This is a genomic window from Caproiciproducens galactitolivorans (assembly GCF_029266045.1).
Taxonomy (GTDB): domain Bacteria; phylum Bacillota; class Clostridia; order Oscillospirales; family Acutalibacteraceae; genus Caproiciproducens; species Caproiciproducens galactitolivorans.
In genome coordinates, this window is the sequence record NZ_JAJUFJ010000007.1 from 37,155 (window position 1) to 53,873 (window position 16,719).

Genomic DNA, 16,719 nt, shown 5'->3' on the forward strand with positions numbered 1-16,719 from the left:
TTTTTTTCGAATTTCGCATTGTGCAGGTAGCGTTGTATATGGACAAGGTCCGTGTACAGCGTTTTTTTATGCCTTGCACTCGGGCGGCGAAGTGCTTCATTTTGCGGTCCCCAACCAAACAATCTGATTTTTTCCTTCGCCGTCCGACTTTAAAAAACATCTTCACACTCCACTAATTCTCGGTGTGTGCGAAACCATATATCGCCATATGCGGGGTTTGGGGCTGCACCTTGCCCGGTGTTTTGAAAAGCCGAACCAATCCTTCTCCCCTTAAAGGGAATGGGCACAGCGCCTAGCAGATACGCGGAAGCCCTTCGCCGTACAGAACCGTGACAATCCGAGTGCCGCCGATGGGTGTGCGGAGCAGCACTTCGCCGTACCCCTCTGAAACAACAGAACCAATAATCGCCGCGTTTTCGCCGTACCGGCTGTTTTTCATGCAGGCAAGCGCTTTCTCCGCGTCCTCGGGTGCGACGACGACCGTCATCTTTCCCTCATTGCCCATATAAAGAGGGTCAAGCCCAAGAATATCGCAGAAACCGCGCACCTGTGCCGAAACCGGCAGCTTTTCTTCAATCAGCTCGATCCGGCAGTTCGAAGCGGAGGCGAACTCATTCAGGACGGTTCCCAGCCCGCCCCGGGTTACGTCGCGCATGGAGCGGATCTGCACGCCCGCTTCCAGCAAGGCGTTTACCATCTCTCCAAGCGGCGCGCAGTCGCTCTTTATCGTGTTCGTAATCTTCATCCGCTCGCTCAGTATCGCGGCGTGGTGGTCGCCCAGATTCCCCGAAACCAGCACAACGTCGCCCTTTTTGCAGTAGGAAGAACGAATGTCGACACCCGCCGGAACAAAGCCCACGCCCGCGGTATTAATATAAATCCCGCCGTAGCCTTCCACAACCTTTGTGTCGCCCGCCACGATGCTTACCCCGGCCTCCTTTGCGGTTTCCGCCATGGAGGCCGTTATTTTTTCCAAGTCCTCCGTTTCCGCGCCTTCCTCAAGGATAAAGCCGCAGGTAAGGTACTGCGGTTTTGCCCCGGACATCAGAAGGTCGTTGACCGTACCGCAGACGCACAGCCGCCCGATGTCCCCGCCGGGGAAGAATAGGGGCGTTACCACAAAGCTGTCCGTAGTAACGGCAATGCGCTCCGCGCCCGGAACAACGGCGGAATCCTCCATTCTGGCAAGAACGGGATTATGAAAATGTTTTTCAAAAATACCGGCAATCAGCTCGGAAGTTGCCTTTCCGCCGCTGCCGTGCGCCATGGTAATTTTCATTTTGTTTTCCTCGCGTTTATATAATAATTATAACAGCTTCCCTCCATGGAAACCATGCAGGCCCCCTGGGGGGCCTCCGGGCTGCAGCAGGTGCCAAACAACGGGCATTCCACCGGGGACAGCGCGCCGGTGAGCACCTTGGCGCACTGGCAGCGCGCGTTCGCGCCGCAGTCTTCGGTTAAGCCTTCGCTGCCCGCGTCATAACGGGCGTATTCGTCCCGCAGCCGGATTCCGGAATCCGGGATAACGCCCATCCCGCGCCACGCAGCGTCGCAGGGGACGAAGTATTTTTCCACCATGCGCTGGGCGGAAAGGTTCCCTTCCTCCGTAACCGCCGAAGGATACAGGTTCAGAACCCCGGCTTTTCCGCGCCTTTTCACCAGCGCGTAAATCGCCGCCAGAATCTCGGGCCCTTGGAAGCCCGCGACCGCAAACGGGATTTTGTATTTTTCGGAAAGCGGCGCGAAAATGCGGCTTCCGGTAATCACGCTGACATGTCCGGGCGCTATAAATCCGTCCACACCGCCCTGGTTAGCGCAAATCCAATCGATGACCGGGGGCATGGTTTTCAGCGAGGTCAGAAGCTTTACGTTGGTAATCCCGGCCTGCTCCGCTTCCTCCAGAAGCATGGTATAAACCGGGGCGGTGGTTTCAAACCCGACCGCCGCGAAAATATAGGTATGCTTCGGGTCGTCCGCCGCCATTTTCAGGGTATCCTGCGGGGAATACACCATGCGGACATGGCCGCCTTCGGCTTTCGCGTCGTTCAGACTTTTCCGGCTGCCCTTTACGCGGAGCATATCGCCGAAGGAAACGACCACGTTTTCCGGCTCTATGCAAAGCGCGGTCAGGCGGTCGATATACGCCGTTACCGTTACACAGACGGGGCACCCCGGCCCGGAAATCATATGGATGGAAGGGGGGAGCAGGCTGACGATCCCGCAGCGGGAAATCTGCGCGGTATGGGTGCCGCAGACCTCCATCAGCCGGAGCGGCGGGCCGTCGTAATGCTTTAAATAAGACTGAATATCCGTCATAGCTCTTCCATTTCCTTTAACAGCTCTTCGATTGAATTGCTTTCTTCTTCGGAAAGCACCTGTAAAATACAGCCGGCGTGAACCAGAACCCGGTCGCCCGGCTTAATTTTCACAAGACCGGCCTCCGCCTCCACCGTATTGCCGTTAAAATCGACCGTGGCCGTTCTTCCGTTTATTTTCAGCACCTTGCCCGGCAACGCAACACACATAACAATCACCATATCCAGCGGATTGGATAAAGCGCCCGCCCTTCATCCGCAAAAAGGGCGGAGCTGTTTCTATTTGGAATTTTCCTCCTGCACCATCGCGGCAAGCCACGCCTGCCCAAGGCAGATGCCGCCGTCGTTGCAGGGAACGGCGCTGTTCAGGTACACGTCGAACCCGTCCTCCGTCAGCTTCGCATAGCATTGCTCCAGCAACAGGAGATTGCCAAACACGCCGCCGCTCAGCGCGACGCGCTTTTCGCCGTCTTCCGCGCGTATTTTCCGGCAAACGGCAAGCACAACGTCGGACAGCGCCACATGGAACCCGAACGCAATCCGTTCCCTGTCGCCGCCTGCGCGCGCCTTTTGAAGGATCTGGCTGACCAGATCCACCTGGTCAAGCTCGATTTCCCCGCCTTCCTTTTCCAGAAGCGGGATTCCCAGCGCGGAAGGCCCTTTTCCGGCAGCCTTCGCCGCGGCAGCCGCATTTTCCAACGCGATGGCGCATTCGCCCTCGTAACCGTTGTTCTCCCGGATACCCAGCAGCGCGCTGACCGCGTCGAACAGCCGGCCCACGCTGGAACTGTCCTGCGTATTAATCCGGTGCTTCAGCGCGGCCCGTACCATTTCGTAGCGGGGGCTGCCCCAGCTTTCGCCCGCGGCGCTGCGGTAGCAGTCTGCGGCAAGCACGGCGTTTTTTGCCACCGCGTCCCCGCCGCAGAGCGGCACGCTCCTAAGGTGCGCCCGGCGCACAAAGTCCTTGCCCTTGCAGAGCAGGAATTCGCCGCCCCAGACCGTTTCGTCCGTACCGTAACCGGTGCCGTCGAACACAACGCCGATACAACCGTCCAGATGGTGCTCCGCCATGACGGACGCCGCGTGCGCGTGGTGATGCTGGAACTTGAGCGCGCCCGCCGAGGTAATTTTTGCGGCAAGCTCTTCCCCCAGGGCGGTTGTGTGGTACCCGGGGTGCAAATCGCAGGCGACCGCGAGCGGCTCAATCCGCAAGAGGCGTTCCATATGCTTCAGGCCGTTGCGGTAATTCCGGCTGATCTGAAAATTTTCCATATCGCCAAAATATTGGCTTACATACGCGCGATCCCCCTTGTACAGGCAGAAGCTGCTTTTCAGGTCGCCACCCATGGCGAGCACCGGCTTTTTCGGGCGCGGCGCAAGCATGATCGGGAGGGGGACGTACCCCCTGCTGCGGCGGATAATCTGGGTTTTTCCCGCGAAAACCCGCGCAACGGAATCATCCAGCGGCGACAGGATCCGGCGCGTATGGTAAAGCACCCCCGAAAGGAACGGGGAATTTACTTTCAGCATATCCTCGTCTTTATAAATCATCGGCTCCGTTGTAAAATTACCGCTGGTAACCACCAACGGGCCGAGCGTATCCGTCAGCATCTGATGAAGCCCGGTGCAGGGCAAAAACGCGCCGAGAAACCGGCTTTCGCCGCTAACCTGCGGGCAGAACGCCTGCTTGGTTATCCGCAGCAGGACGATCGGCCTTGCGGTCGACTTTAAAAGCTCTTCCTCCTCTTTGCTTACACTACAGTACGCACGGATGCTTTCCATCGAGGGGAACATAACGGCGAAGGGCTTTTTCTCCCTGGCCTTCAAAAGCCGCAGGCGCTCAACCGCCGTTTCCTGCTCAGGGGAACACACAAACTGGTAGCCGCCCACGCCCTTCAGGGCAAGAACCCCGCCGTTGCGCAGAAGGGCAACCGCCTTTGAAAAGGCTTCCTCTTTCTCCCACGTCATGCCCTGATCCCGCAAAATAAGCTGCGGTCCGCAGTCATGGCAGGAAATCGTCTGCGCATGGCATCTGCGGCCTGCTTGGTATTCCTTTTCACAGGCGGAGCACATGACGAAATCCCGCATTGTTGTTGTACCGCGGTCGTAAGGAAGCGTATTCATAATGCTGTACCGCGGCCCGCAGGAAGCACAGCTAATGAAAGGATAGTGATAGCGTCTGTCCTTTGGGTCATACAATTCTTTCTTGCAGCTTTCGCACATGGGAATGTCCGGGGGAAGCACCGGCGCTTCCGTATGGTCTGTATATTTTCCGCTTAAATCAATGCGGAAGCTGTCAAACCGTTCCTCCGGCAGCGGCTTTACCTCAACGCGAAGAACCTGTGCGCCCTCCGGCCGCTGTTCGTGCAGGCGGCGAACAAAAGCTTCCACTTCCGCCTGACCGCCCGAAGCGGTGATTTCCACAATTCCGCCGCTGTTGCGCACCCACCCTTTCACGCCGAGTTCTTTCGCCTGCGCGGCAACAAACGGGCGGTAACCTACGCCCTGCACGATACCGAAAACGGTTATGAAAACAGTCATGCGCTCTGATCGTCCTTCGGCTCCTGCGTAAAGGTCTCCGTTCCTTTTTCGCTGGCTGGCTGGGTATAGGCGGGGCGCATGCAAAGGCATTTTTTCGGGCAACTCGCCACACAGTAGCCGCACTGGATACAGCTGAAGCGTTTAATGGACCAGCTTTTTGCCGCGCGGTCTACGGTAATGGCGCCCGTGGGGCATTTTTTGGAGCAGAGTCCGCAGAAAACGCAGACGTCTATATCATTTTCCACATGCCCCCTGGTGCGCTCGGGGTAAACCCTCGGCTCCTGGGGATACAGCCGGGTCGCCGGCTTAGAAAACAGGTTATGCAGCTCTGTTTTCGCAAATGTCAGTAATTTCATATTTATCACCTCTCGGTACAGCTAATGCACGGATCAATCGTGAGAATCAGAATCGGAACATCAGCAAGCTGAGCACCCTTCAAGGTTTCAAGCATTCCGGGCAGGTTCGCAAATGTAGGGGTCCGAACGCGGACGCGGTCGAGGAATTTGGTTCCGTTGCCCTTTACATAGTAAACCGCTTCGCCGCGCGGCTGTTCCACGCGCATGAAATACTCGCCGTCCGGGAAGCCTTTAACGGGCACAGCAATTTCGCTGTCCGGAATCTTTTCTACCGCCTGACGAATAATGTCGATGGACTGGAACAGTTCCTTTATACGCACGTCGGTGCGGGCGTAGCAGTCGCCCACATCGCTGGTAATCGTTTCGAACTCAAGGTCGGAATACGCGGCGTAACCCATCCTGCGGGTGTCGCGTACAATGCCGCTAGCACGCATGAATGGGCCGACCGCGCCAAGGTCGTGCGCCTGCTGTTTTGTTAACAGGCCGACGCCCTGCAAACGGGAATTGACCGCCTTATTTTCCAGAAAGGTTCTGGAAAGCTCGCGCAGGTCCTTTTCCATCCCGTTCAGGATCTTTACGAATTCCTTGAGCATATCGGCGTCCATGTCCTTCATTACGCCGCCGATTTTATTCACCGAAAAAATCACGCGGCCGCCGGTGGATGTTTCAAACATATCCAGGATTTTTTCGCGCATCCGCCAGGATTGCATAAACAGGCTTTCAAAGCCGAACGCGTCCGCCAGAAGGCCGAGCCACAGTAGGTGGCTGTGCAGGCGCGACATTTCGCACCAGATGGTGCGAAGGTATTTCGCACGGGGCGGAACCTCCACGCCCATCACATGCTCTACCGACTCGCAGTAGCCCATGCCATGCATAAAGCTGCAGATGCCGCAGATGCGCTCCGCAACGTAAACATATTCGTTAAAATCTTTCTTTTCAACCAGTTTTTCAAGGCCCCTGTGGATAAAACCGATGGAAGGCACCGCCTCCACCACTTTTTCGTCCTCCAGCACCAGGTCCAGATGGATCGGTTCCGGCAGTACCGGATGGTGCGGCCCGAACGGTACGATGCTGCGTTTAGACATCTGGTATCCCTCCTTACGTTATTTAAAAGGCGTTTTCTTATCGGTACGGTAAAGGGTACCTTGATAATCAACGGAAATCATTTTGATCTGTACGCCGAAAAGGTCGTGTATTTCGTTTTCATACAGAAAGGCCGTCGGGTAAATATTGGTGATGCTCGGAATCTGGGCATCCTCGCCGATGGTAAAGCGCAGGTTATATAAATCGTAGTCTTTTCCGAAGGAATAGGATAATTCATAGCCATCCTGCGTCCGTGTGGAGCAGATCTGCACCAAACGGCACTCACTGTTTTTCATTTTCAGGACTTCCTCTAAAAGGGAGTCGGGGGAAATGGGTATAATAATATTTTCCGCCATGACTAATCCTCCTTCTGTGCAACCGGGGCCTTGCCCGCTTTCATTGCGGCGCGCTTTTTGTCGAGAAGGGCAACCGCCTTCACCACGCCGTCGATAATGGATTCCGGTTTTGCGGCGCAGCCCGGCACATAAATATCAACGGGAATGACCGTATCGACTCCCCCGAGTATATTATAACACTCTTTAAAAATTCCGCCATCACAGGCACAAATTCCCACAGCGACAACCACCTTCGGGTCCGGCATCTGGGAATAAAGCTGTTTTACCACTTCTCGGTTCTGGCTGTTAATGCCGCCGGTGATCAGAAAAATATCGGCGTGCTTCGGGTTTCCGGTGTTCACAATGCCGAACCGCTCCACGTCGTAAACCGGGGTTGTACAGGCGAGGACTTCTATGTCGCAGCCGTTGCAGCTGGAACCGTCATAATGCAAAAGCCATGGTGACTTTGAGATATTCATGATTCAAGCACCTCCCTTAATGTACAAGCGTAAGAATCAAAAGATTGACTCCGCCCGCAACCAGCGTTACCAACCAGGTTGATTTCAGCATACTGTCCCACTTTACACGGGGGAACAGGTTGTCCACAAACGTTTCCAAAATATAAGCTAAGAGGCAGACAGCCGCGGCAATCAAGAAGCTCCACCACTTCATATTTACAATGAACAGGCCGACCATACCGAGGAGCAAAACATCCTCGTACCAAACGGCAAGTTCTACAAGCGCCAGAATATTGCCGGAAAGCTCCGTTGTAATCCCCTTTACCATTTCCTGATGCGCATGGTGGGAGGTGCTGATGTCAAACGGGGATTTTCGAAACTTAATGGTTAAGATGTACAGGAAGCCAAAAAACATACCGGGCAGATATGCGATGGGGGAAACGCTGCTTTGGGCAATATCTCCGACCATAAAGCTTCCCGTTGCAATATAGAATCCAATTGCGGTAAGCAGGAGCATCGGCTCATAGGCCATCATCTGCAAAAGCTCCCTCTGCGAGCCCATGGCGCTGTACGGGGAATTTGCGGAGCAGGCCGCCATCATCAGGAAAACCTCCGCCAGTGTCAGCGCAAAGCACACGAGCAGCAAATCGCCGCCGATGAAGAACAGGCAGCCTGTGAACAGGATAAAGATGAAGTAGCCGCCCACAAAGAAATCCTGCACACCGTTTACCACGAGGGACTGCTTTTCAAACAGCTTGAAAAGGTCGTAAAAAGGCTGGAGAAGCGGCGGGCCCTGGCGCCCTTGGAACCGCGCGCCGATTTTTCGGTCAATTCCGGCGAGAAACCCGCCGATAAATGGGGCCAGAATCAGATAGAGTGCAATTTTCAGGATTCCCATGTCAGATGGCGCCTCCAATCGCAAGAATCATAAGAATAACCATTATCGCCGAAGCCAACACGAGCGACGGCTTTAAAAGCTTCTTTTCGCCGAAATATTCGTCCATATACCAGTTTGCAAGATACATGGATTTTTCCTGTCCAAAGGAGTCGACGAACGTGCGGTCATCGCCGCGGTTAACACCCGCCATATAGGAAATAACCATTTTATTCTCCTTGCCGAACGTGAGCAGGTTCACCATAACCGGAAGAATTACGATCATGCACAGCATCAGAAGCATGGCATTGATATCGCTTCCGCTGATAAGCGCCACGACGGTAGTATTAAACATCTGTGAAAGGAACGGCTCGACGAAAACGCCGGAAAATACCGGAAAAAGGATGCACAGCGCGATGACGAGGAAGGTAAGCGTGTAAAGCGAGCACTTCTCGCTCTTGCGCACCGTGTCCTTGAGCTGCTCGGAGCGATGGATAACGGCAACCAGTTTGCCGAGCCATTTTCCCCAGTAGAACAGCGTGCTCGCACTACCGAAAACCAAAAACACGACAAGCCATACGCTCTTGGAATCAACGAACGCCTTTAACGCGGCCCATTTGGAAATCAGCATTCCGAACGGGGCAAGGAACATGCCGCAGATACCGACGATCATAACGAACGCCAGCTTCGGAAGGCGGACGATCAGGCCATGCATATCTTCAATGTTCCGGCTGCCGGTGCTGTTTTCCACCGCGCCGACAGAAAGGAACAGAAGGGATTTGGACACCGCGTGGAATACCAGAAGAAGGGTCGCGGCCCAGACCGCCTCTTGCAGCCCGACGCCTGCGCATGCGGTAATTAATCCCAGATTCGAAATCGTGGAATAGGCAAGCACCTTTTTGCCGTCGCTCTGTGAAATCGCGAGCAGCGAAGCCGCAAAAAAGGTAAAGCCGCCGATGCAGGTCACCATAACTCCTACAAGGTTGCCGTGAAGGGAAGGCGCCAGCCGGATGAGCAGGTAAACGCCGGCTTTTACCATGGTTGCCGAGTGCAACAGCGCCGAAGTCGGCGTAGGCGCAACCATTGCGCCGAGAAGCCAGCGGGAAAACGGCATCTGCGCGCTCTTTGTCAGCGCCGCAAAGGCCAGGAGCGTTACAGGGACGATAACCGCCCCGTTGCCTGCCGACGCGGCGACCAAATCCTGCAGGTTCGCGATGTGCAGCGCGATGGAGCTGTACAGGATCGCGAAGGAAAAGCCCATGCCGCCCAGAAGGTTCATCCAGAGTGCGCGAAAGGAATTGTTGACCGCTTCCTCCGTCTGGGTGTAGCCGATCAGCAGGAACGAGCACAGCGTTGTAATTTCCCAGAAGAAATAAATCCAGGTAAGATTGCTCGAAAAAATCAGCCCGAACATCGCCCCCATAAAGACAAACAGCATGGAGAGAAAGAACGAGGACCGGTCTTTATACTCCGTGTGATGCTTATGGTAATCCTTTATGTACCCGACCGCGTAAACGCAGATCAGGGCACCGACAATGCCGACAACCAGGCACATGATTAGGGTGAGGTGATCCACCAAAATGTGCTCCCCGCCCTCTGCGCTCAGACCGGCAGCTTCCATCCACACGACGGGAAGCGTCCCCGCTGCGGACAGCAAAAGCACAATCCATCTTTTATACCGAATGCCATAGTAAAACACAAGGCCCATCAGACCGAGTTCCACCACCATAAAAAACTCGTCGAGCATCTGTGTTTCCAATAGATAGGACTGCGTCCCTCCGCCTTGCAGCGAACTCACGCAAAGCAGCAAAACCGTTGCAACAATCACAAAGCTGCTGCAGTAAATGAGTCCGTCCCGCAGCTTGCCCGGTTTTGCAAGGGCAATCAGCAAAGCCGCAAGAAAAGGAAAGACCATTAGCGTTGCTATCATTTCCATAATTACCACCATTTCTCCCATGTGTACGTATTCTCCGCATTTTCCATGCGAATTGCCAGGAGCTAAACACAAAAAATAAAAGTTTTTTTCAAAAAATTCACTTTATTTTCTGTATTGCACTCCAAAAAAATATATTAATGTCGCTTTTAACAACGGACACAGATATAATAATAGTCACATTTGTGCAAAAGCGCAAGATGAATATTGACCCTTTTTTGCCTGATTTGTTAGCATATTTTATGTAAAAGGTTCAAAAAAGGCAAAACCATTTGTCTATTATGACAGGTTAGAATATAAATTTGACAAAATCCCAGCGAAAAAACGCATAACCTGTGCGGTTATGCGTTTTTTGTGACCGGATCAAAAGAAAAATCATCCGGCTTGTTGATTTGCGGCATCAATAATCTTCAGGAGCAAATCGGCAATACCCACATTATATCCGCTGGAGGCGTACACACCGCGCCCGCCGCGGCAAACGACGGCAAGCGGAAGTTTGTCCGGGTCTACAAACATCCTGCGGGCCATCGGCACCGCGGTTTCCGCAAAGTCGGCACAATGCACCATGGCGGCGGGAAGGGTCTCCTTCGCTTTTGCAAAGGTCGCGTTCTTCCACGCGGCGGAACTCTGGATAAGGAACAGAAGCTTGCAGTCCGCGGCATTCAGCGCGTCTTTCGCCTCAATAAACTCATTTAAAATATGCTCGGTGGGCTCGCGGCCTTCCTCCAGCCAGACAACCAGCGCGGTCCCCGCGCCGAGAACGGAATCCGCCGGAACCGGCTCGCTGCGGTCATTGTAAATCTGGAACGGCAGGAGCGGAATGTCCTGAATCAGGTCGCTTACCTCTGTTTTGCACAGTTCGATTGAAAGCTCTTTTGCTTCGCCCGCGTTTAGCCGGAAGCAGTATTTTTTCGCGAACTGGTTACCGTTCGGCGTGCGGCTGGAGGTCAGCAGGCGGTACGCGCCCGGATTAAGGGACAGCATGAGCGTTCCGTTTTCCCATGCGGCGTTGGAAAGCTCCAGCGTCCTGTACTCGCCGTCTTTCAGCACAGCCAGCGTCCAGTTGTGCAGGTAAGCCCATTTTTCCCCGTTCCCCAGCAGGGTGAGCTTCGCATCCTCCGCGCGTTCCTCTTCCTCCTGCACATTGTGGAACGCGCCGCCGCGGTAATACTGGGGCGCCATGTCCACCGGATTCAAGCGCGCCGGAATCCCGAGCGTGCGGCAGATTGCGGTAAACAGCACCCTGCGGTCTAGCTCCCCGCCCTGACCGGTGCGTACAACGCATACGGGCGTTGCAATCAAGCGTTCGCTCTGCCTGTCCGCGCTGACCTGGTACTTGCTGACATACGCCCAGACGTCTTTTGGGTTTTTACGGAAGGAATCCGCCGTCGGCTTGTCAAACAGCCCGGACAGGAATCGGCGGTATTCGGAAAGCTGCTCCAGATACACGCGCGGGCACAGGATATAGGGGACAAAGACATTTTCCGGGAAATCCCCGCGGTAAGGAAGTGCTTCGCGGAAATGCTCCTCGAGAAGCGCGGCGCGAACATCGCGCAGATCCTTTTTCATTAAAGAGCAAAGCATTTTTATTCGAAGCTCGCGGTTCTCGTCTCCGAAGTCCATAGACAGGAAGTCGTAAACCTCCGGGAAATTGCCCTGTGCCGCTTTCAGAAGCTCCCGCACCTTCTGCGGGTCTGCAAAGCGGGCGGCTAGCGCGTCCGCCTTTTCGTTATCAAAGAAACCAGCGGCGTATTCCTTGCGCTTTTGGTCGGCCTGATGGATGACCGCCCGCCTTTTTTCCTTCTGCTCCTCTGTCAGCGCAATAAAGTTGCGGGAGCTGTCCTTCGGCGCGCGGAAAACGAAGTCCTCCTGTGCGTCCGGTTCTTCGGCAACCGCGCGGGTAAAGTCGATTTCGATCGAATCCATTTCTTCCGTGTCGACAAAAACCTCAGCAAAACGCCCGTCCTTCACCGCGTGAATATGGATGCTACCGAAACCGAGCGTTACGGCCGCGCAGCCGGCCTCATCCGTTTTAACGGAAGCAATCGGCGAAAATTCGGAACCGTTCAGCAGTTCAAAGTGGACGGTCACGCCCGCAAGCGGTTCGGGATTTTTGACGGTAACCGTAAAGCGGCGGTTCTCCGCATAGCGTTTGAGTTCATTTAAATAGAGGGTGCAGCCGTCGCGGGTGATCTCTTCCTCATCCTGCGAGGGCAAAAACGCCTTGCAGGTCATCAGCATGGAGCGCGCGGCGGCTTCGGTAAACCATCCCCGGTTTAAAACAGGCTCCGGCTCGCACGCGCCAAGGAAATACCAATCCCCATCGCACCAGACTTCCACCCATGCATGGTTGTCGTCGCAGTGCGCCCAGCGGGGCGCGTAAATCTGGCGCGCCGGGATACCGACGCTGCGCAGGGCGGTCACCGCAAAGGTGGATTCCTCTCCGCAGCGCCCGTAGGAGGATTTCATTACAGTAAGGGGCGAAACGGTGCGGTCGTCCGTCGCCTGATAGGTTACATGCTCGGCGCACCAGACGTTGACCTCCAGTGCGGCCTCCTTCATGCTTTTTCCGCGGACCCGGTCTGCCAGTTTCTTTCGGAAAAGCGGGCGGCAGTCCTCAATCGCTTCATTATTTATACGGTACGAAACCACATAATTCAAGAAAATATCTTCCGGAATCCGGCTTTTCCAAAAGGGATTCTCCCAAACAGACAGCCCGAATTGCGCAAATTTCTGATAAAGGGAAAAGTCATAATCCCCGATATCGCTTGCGGGCATAGTGCTGTAAAAAAACTCTAGAATCATGCGCTCGTCTTCGCTACAGCCACGCATTCGTTCCAAAATCACTTCGCCGTCATGCCCCAGGGTTGCTTTGGATTCCATAAACTGCTGGTGAATCCTGTCCCGCAGCGCCTGTGAAAAATACATATCCATATCTCCTTCACACCTTATATTCTGCTATTCCTGCCCGGGCTTTATCAAGTGGCAGGCAACAAAATGCCCCGGCCGCACCTCGGCCATCTTCGGCGTCACTTTCCGGCACTGCTCCGTCGCTTTCGGGCAGCGCGAGCAGAAATGGCAGCATTCCGGCAAGTTGATCGGGCTGGAAATGTTTCCCTGCAGCGGCACACGCTTGCGGGACTGCTCCAAATCCGGGTCCGGAAGCGGGATGGCGGAAAGCAAAGCCTGCGTATAGGGATGCAGCGGATTGTCAAACAGTTCCTTGCTTTCCGCAAGCTCGGTCATGCTGCCAAGGTACATGACCCCCACGCGGTCGCTGATGTACTTTACCATGGAAAGATCGTGCGCAATAAACAGGTACGTCAGCTTCCTTTCCTCCTGCAATTTCTTCAAAAGGTTGATCACCTGCGCCTGAATGGACACATCCAGCGCAGAAATCGGTTCGTCTGCGATGATAAAGTCCGGGTTCACCGCAAGCGCGCGCGCAATGCCGATGCGCTGGCGCTGCCCGCCGGAAAATTCGTGCGGGAAGCGGTTGGCGTGCTCTTCCTGCAAGCCGACAACCTCTAGCAGATCAACCACCATCTGGGCGCGCTCCTGCGCCGATTCGGCCAGATGGTGCGCGTCGATGCCCTCCGCGATAATGTCCATGACCTTCATGCGGGGATTCAGGGAAGCGTACGGGTCCTGAAAGATCATCTGCATGCGCCGGGAAAGCTCGTGGCTCTGCGCGGCGCTCATTTTTCCGGACACGTCCGCGCCGTCAAACAGGACGGTTCCGCCTGTGGCGCTGTAAAGCCGAATGATCGTGCGGCCCAGCGTGGATTTTCCGCAACCGGACTCCCCGACCAGACCGAAGGTTTCGCCCCTGTAAATGGAAAAGCTGACGTCGTCCACCGCTTTCAGCATCTGGTTTTTCCCAACGTTAAAGTACCGTTTCAGGTTCTTGACCTGTAAAATGACTCTCTCCTCAGGCATTGTCCGCACCGTCCTTTCCCTGCTTTTTCGCGCGTTCGTCCAAAAGCCAGCACGCGGCTTTGTGGGTGCCGGAAAGGCTGGTGTATTCCGGCATATATTCCTGACACACCTTCATTGTATGCGGGCAGCGGGCGGCAAACGGACAGCCCTTCGGCGGGTCCATCAGGTCGGGCGGCGTACCCAGAATGGAAAAGAGCTGCTGGTTGTGCTCGTGTAGCTTCGGGATGGAAGCCAGCAGGCCCTTCGTATAGGGATGGGCGGTTTCGTAAAACAGGTCGCGCAAGCCGCCGGTTTCCACCAGCCTGCCGCCGTACATAACGGCCACGCGGTCCGCAATATTCGCAACCACGCCCAGATTATGGGTAATCAGGATAATAGACGTATCGATTTTCCCCTGCAGCTCTTTCATTAAATCCAGAATCTGCGCCTGAATGGTAACATCCAGCGCGGTGGTGGGTTCGTCCGCAATCAGGATTTTCGGGTTGCACGCAAGCGCGATTGCAATAATCACGCGCTGGCGCATGCCGCCGGAAAGCTGATGGGGGTACTGCCCGAAGCGGGTTTCCGGGTTGGAAAGTCCGACTAAGCGGATCTGCTCGATCGCCCGCTCCTTCAGCGTTTCCTTGGAAAGCTCGGGATGATGCTCGTGGATGACTTCCATTATCTGCTTGCCGACGGTCATCGTCGGGTTCAACGAGGTCATCGGATCCTGGAAAATCATCGAAATTTCTTCGCCGCGGATTTTTTGCATTTCGCGTTCCGGAAGCGTGGTAAGCTCCCGGCCTTCCATGCGGACCACGCCTTCGGCCACCCTGCCGTTGTTCGGCAGAAGCCCCATGATCCCTTTTACGGTGATGGATTTTCCCGAACCGGACTCGCCCACAATGGCGAGGGTTTCCCCTTTTTCCAGCGAGAAGCTGACGCCGCGCACCGCCTGGACAACGCCAAGTTGCGTCTTAATATGCACATGCAGGTTTTCTACTTCCAATAAACTGCTCATTGCGGCCCTCCTCACTGTCTCATTCTGGGGTCAAGCGCGTCGCGCAGCCCGTCGCCCAGAATACTGAAACAAACCATGATTAAAATAATGACCAGAGCGGGGAAGATCAGCAGGTACGGGAAATTCTGCAAAACCTGATACCCATTGTTGATCAGAACCCCCAGCGAGGCGTTCGGCTCCGCCAGGCCGATTCCGATAAAGCTTAAAAACGCTTCGGTGAAAATCGCCGATGGGATGTCGAACATGGCGTTGATAACAATAACGCCGACAGTATTCGGAATAAGGTGCTTCAAGATGATATCCCGGTTGCTGGTACCCAGCACGCGGGCGGCCAGGACGAATTCCTGGTTTTTCAGCTTCAGAATCTGGGCGCGCACCAAACGCGCCATGTTCACCCATCCGGTAATGGAAAGCGCCAGAACGATCGTCCAGATTCCGGCAGGCATGACCATCATCAGCAAAATGACGATAATCAGCTGCGGAACGCCGACAAGGACTTCAATGATACGCTGCATAATTGCGTCCACCCTGCCGCCGAATAAAGCCGAAACCGCGCCGAACGTTACGCCGATAAACAGGTCGATGAATGCGGCGGCAAAGGCGATTAAAAGCGAAATCCGCGTGCCCTGCCAGATACGCGCCCATTGGTCGCGACCGAACTGGTCGGTGCCGAAGGGGTAGGCAGCGCTCGGGGATTGATAAATCCGCGAATAATCCGTATCGAAGTAGGTATGCTTTGCGAAAACCGGGCCGAAAATCGCAAGGAGGATGACGATGACCAGCACAAACAGGCTGACAACCGCCGCCTTGTTCTTTTTCAGGCGCAGCCAGCCGTCCTGGAACGCCGTCAGGTTCGGGCGGGCGATGTGTTCCCTTTCGTCCTTGTCCACCACGACTTTGGTAAACAGCTCCTGAGGGATTTCTGTTTTCGTCATTTGTTAATCCCCCTTTCCGTTGGACGCCAGGCGAATCCTCGGGTCAATGACCGAATAGAGGATATCGACGACCAGCATCACAAAAATGTAGAATGCGCTGTAAAAAACGGTGATTCCCATAATTGTGGAATAGTCGTTCGTTTTGATGGAATCCACAAACAGGCTGCCGATTCCGGGGATGCTGTAAATATTTTCAACCGCAAGGGAACCGGTCAGCAGGTTGACTACGATCGGCCCAAGGATGGTTACAACCGGAATGATCGAGTTGCGCACCGCATGCCGCATTAAAACCTTAAACTGGTTCAGGCCCTTCGCCTTGGCGGTTACAATATAGTCCTGTCCCAGCACATCCAGCATTTCCGTGCGCATAAAGCGCGCGATCATTGCGGTAACGCTGAACGAAAGCGCAATGGAGGGCAGCACGGAGTTTTTCCAGCTTTCCCAGAAAGCCACGGGGAGAAGCCCCCATTTCAGCCCGACATAGTATTGCAGCAGCGCCGCGGCAACAAAGTTCGGAACCGACACGCCCAGAACAGCGATAACCATGGTAAAATAATCGATTCCGCTGTTGTGCCGCCACGCGGCGATGATGCCCAAAATCAGCCCGATGGAAAGGCCGATAAGGATCGCCTGAATACCGATCAGGGCCGAAGGGCCTATACGCCCCATAATTACGCCGGAAACCGGCTGACCCGAATAGAAAAAGGAGGTTCCGAAATCCCCTTTTGCCACATTCAGGATATATTTGCCGTATTGAACGATGACCGGGTCGTTCAGCCCGTATTTTTCCAGTAACTGCGCCTGCTGATCCGCCGGTAGCAGGGAAAAGCGCTCCGAATCAAACGGCGTGCCCGGCAGTTTTTTCATCAGGAAAAAGGTCGTTGTTAAAATGATTAACAGAGTAATCAGCAAATACACCATGCGCTTGCATATGTATCTGAACATTCCGT

The 16,719-nt window shown here is 54.8% G+C and carries 15 protein-coding genes; all 15 read right to left on the reverse strand.

The genetic code is table 11. From position 1 onward, the window contains the following. Positions 1–292 precede the first annotated feature (292 nt). Positions 293–1,279 carry a hydrogenase expression/formation protein HypE gene (hypE, locus tag P9B68_RS06570; protein ID WP_277668700.1) on the reverse strand — a complete coding sequence of 329 codons (987 nt, stop codon included), beginning with the start codon at positions 1,277–1,279 and terminating at the stop codon, positions 293–295. Beyond that, the gene (gene hypD / locus P9B68_RS06575; RefSeq protein ID WP_277668701.1) at positions 1,276–2,316 is read right to left on the reverse strand and encodes a hydrogenase formation protein HypD; all 1,041 of its coding nucleotides are present in this window, start codon (positions 2,314–2,316) and stop codon (positions 1,276–1,278) included. Before hypD ends, hypE begins: the two co-directional genes overlap by 4 nt. Next, positions 2,313–2,525: a HypC/HybG/HupF family hydrogenase formation chaperone gene (locus P9B68_RS06580; protein WP_135658426.1), complete on the reverse strand. Its 213-nt coding sequence runs from the start codon at positions 2,523–2,525 to the stop codon at positions 2,313–2,315. The genes hypD and P9B68_RS06580 overlap by 4 nt, the downstream gene beginning before the upstream one ends. Before the next feature lie 69 nt (positions 2,526–2,594). Continuing rightward, positions 2,595–4,856 carry a carbamoyltransferase HypF gene (hypF, locus tag P9B68_RS06585; RefSeq protein WP_167875159.1) on the reverse strand — a complete coding sequence of 754 codons (2,262 nt, stop codon included), beginning with the start codon at positions 4,854–4,856 and terminating at the stop codon, positions 2,595–2,597. Next, on the reverse strand, positions 4,853–5,212 hold the full coding sequence (locus tag P9B68_RS06590; protein ID WP_135658421.1) for a 4Fe-4S dicluster domain-containing protein: 360 nt from the start codon (positions 5,210–5,212) through the stop codon (positions 4,853–4,855). The genes hypF and P9B68_RS06590 overlap by 4 nt, the downstream gene beginning before the upstream one ends. Positions 5,213–5,217: 5 nt before the next feature. Continuing rightward, a complete protein-coding gene (locus tag P9B68_RS06595) occupies positions 5,218–6,297 on the reverse strand; it encodes a hydrogenase large subunit (RefSeq protein WP_135658419.1) in 1,080 nt (359 codons plus the stop codon). 18 nt (positions 6,298–6,315) lie between these two features. Then, a complete protein-coding gene (locus P9B68_RS06600) occupies positions 6,316–6,651 on the reverse strand; it encodes an NADH-quinone oxidoreductase subunit C (RefSeq protein WP_135658417.1) in 336 nt (111 codons plus the stop codon). 2 nt (positions 6,652–6,653) lie between these two features. Further along, positions 6,654–7,109, reverse strand: coding sequence for an NADH-quinone oxidoreductase subunit B family protein (locus P9B68_RS06605; RefSeq protein WP_277668702.1), 456 nt, complete (start codon positions 7,107–7,109; stop codon positions 6,654–6,656). 16 nt (positions 7,110–7,125) lie between these two features. Further along, positions 7,126–7,986 (reverse strand): respiratory chain complex I subunit 1 family protein, encoded by an 861-nt coding sequence (locus tag P9B68_RS06610; protein ID WP_135658413.1) that lies wholly within the window; start codon positions 7,984–7,986, stop codon positions 7,126–7,128. Position 7,987: 1 nt separating this feature from the next. Continuing rightward, positions 7,988–9,898: an NADH-quinone oxidoreductase subunit 5 family protein gene (locus P9B68_RS06615; RefSeq protein ID WP_135658411.1), complete on the reverse strand. Its 1,911-nt coding sequence runs from the start codon at positions 9,896–9,898 to the stop codon at positions 7,988–7,990. Between the two features lie 372 nt (positions 9,899–10,270). Further along, on the reverse strand, positions 10,271–12,823 hold the full coding sequence (locus P9B68_RS06620) for a transglutaminase domain-containing protein (protein WP_277668703.1): 2,553 nt from the start codon (positions 12,821–12,823) through the stop codon (positions 10,271–10,273). A 30-nt stretch (positions 12,824–12,853) separates the two neighbouring features. After that, positions 12,854–13,834 carry an ABC transporter ATP-binding protein gene (locus tag P9B68_RS06625; RefSeq protein ID WP_277668704.1) on the reverse strand — a complete coding sequence of 327 codons (981 nt, stop codon included), beginning with the start codon at positions 13,832–13,834 and terminating at the stop codon, positions 12,854–12,856. Further along, positions 13,827–14,834: an ABC transporter ATP-binding protein gene (locus P9B68_RS06630; RefSeq protein WP_135658405.1), complete on the reverse strand. Its 1,008-nt coding sequence runs from the start codon at positions 14,832–14,834 to the stop codon at positions 13,827–13,829. Before P9B68_RS06630 ends, P9B68_RS06625 begins: the two co-directional genes overlap by 8 nt. Positions 14,835–14,845: 11 nt before the next feature. Then, complete coding sequence (locus P9B68_RS06635; RefSeq protein ID WP_135658403.1) at positions 14,846–15,769, reverse strand: ABC transporter permease; 924 nt, start codon at positions 15,767–15,769, stop codon at positions 14,846–14,848. A 3-nt stretch (positions 15,770–15,772) separates the two neighbouring features. After that, a complete protein-coding gene (locus P9B68_RS06640) occupies positions 15,773–16,714 on the reverse strand; it encodes an ABC transporter permease (RefSeq protein WP_135658401.1) in 942 nt (313 codons plus the stop codon). Between the last annotated feature and the right edge of the window lie 5 nt (positions 16,715–16,719).

What these genes read in the sequence shown, in the direction of transcription:
- P9B68_RS06580 (WP_135658426.1), bottom strand. Translation starts at nt 2,525, where the DNA reads ATGTGTGTTGCGTTGCCGGGCAAGGTGCTGAAAATAAACGGAAGAACG.
- P9B68_RS06625 (WP_277668704.1), bottom strand. Translation starts at nt 13,834, where the DNA reads ATGCCTGAGGAGAGAGTCATTTTACAGGTCAAGAACCTGAAACGGTAC.
- P9B68_RS06620 (WP_277668703.1), bottom strand. Translation starts at nt 12,823, where the DNA reads ATGTATTTTTCACAGGCGCTGCGGGACAGGATTCACCAGCAGTTTATG.
- P9B68_RS06630 (WP_135658405.1), bottom strand. Translation starts at nt 14,834, where the DNA reads ATGAGCAGTTTATTGGAAGTAGAAAACCTGCATGTGCATATTAAGACG.
- P9B68_RS06595 (WP_135658419.1), bottom strand. Translation starts at nt 6,297, where the DNA reads ATGTCTAAACGCAGCATCGTACCGTTCGGGCCGCACCATCCGGTACTG.
- hypD (WP_277668701.1), bottom strand. Translation starts at nt 2,316, where the DNA reads ATGACGGATATTCAGTCTTATTTAAAGCATTACGACGGCCCGCCGCTC.
- hypF (WP_167875159.1), bottom strand. Translation starts at nt 4,856, where the DNA reads ATGACTGTTTTCATAACCGTTTTCGGTATCGTGCAGGGCGTAGGTTAC.
- P9B68_RS06615 (WP_135658411.1), bottom strand. Translation starts at nt 9,898, where the DNA reads ATGGAAATGATAGCAACGCTAATGGTCTTTCCTTTTCTTGCGGCTTTG.
- P9B68_RS06610 (WP_135658413.1), bottom strand. Translation starts at nt 7,986, where the DNA reads ATGGGAATCCTGAAAATTGCACTCTATCTGATTCTGGCCCCATTTATC.
- P9B68_RS06640 (WP_135658401.1), bottom strand. Translation starts at nt 16,714, where the DNA reads ATGTTCAGATACATATGCAAGCGCATGGTGTATTTGCTGATTACTCTG.
- hypE (WP_277668700.1), bottom strand. Translation starts at nt 1,279, where the DNA reads ATGAAAATTACCATGGCGCACGGCAGCGGCGGAAAGGCAACTTCCGAG.
- P9B68_RS06605 (WP_277668702.1), bottom strand. Translation starts at nt 7,109, where the DNA reads ATGAATATCTCAAAGTCACCATGGCTTTTGCATTATGACGGTTCCAGC.
- P9B68_RS06590 (WP_135658421.1), bottom strand. Translation starts at nt 5,212, where the DNA reads ATGAAATTACTGACATTTGCGAAAACAGAGCTGCATAACCTGTTTTCT.
- P9B68_RS06600 (WP_135658417.1), bottom strand. Translation starts at nt 6,651, where the DNA reads ATGGCGGAAAATATTATTATACCCATTTCCCCCGACTCCCTTTTAGAG.
- P9B68_RS06635 (WP_135658403.1), bottom strand. Translation starts at nt 15,769, where the DNA reads ATGACGAAAACAGAAATCCCTCAGGAGCTGTTTACCAAAGTCGTGGTG.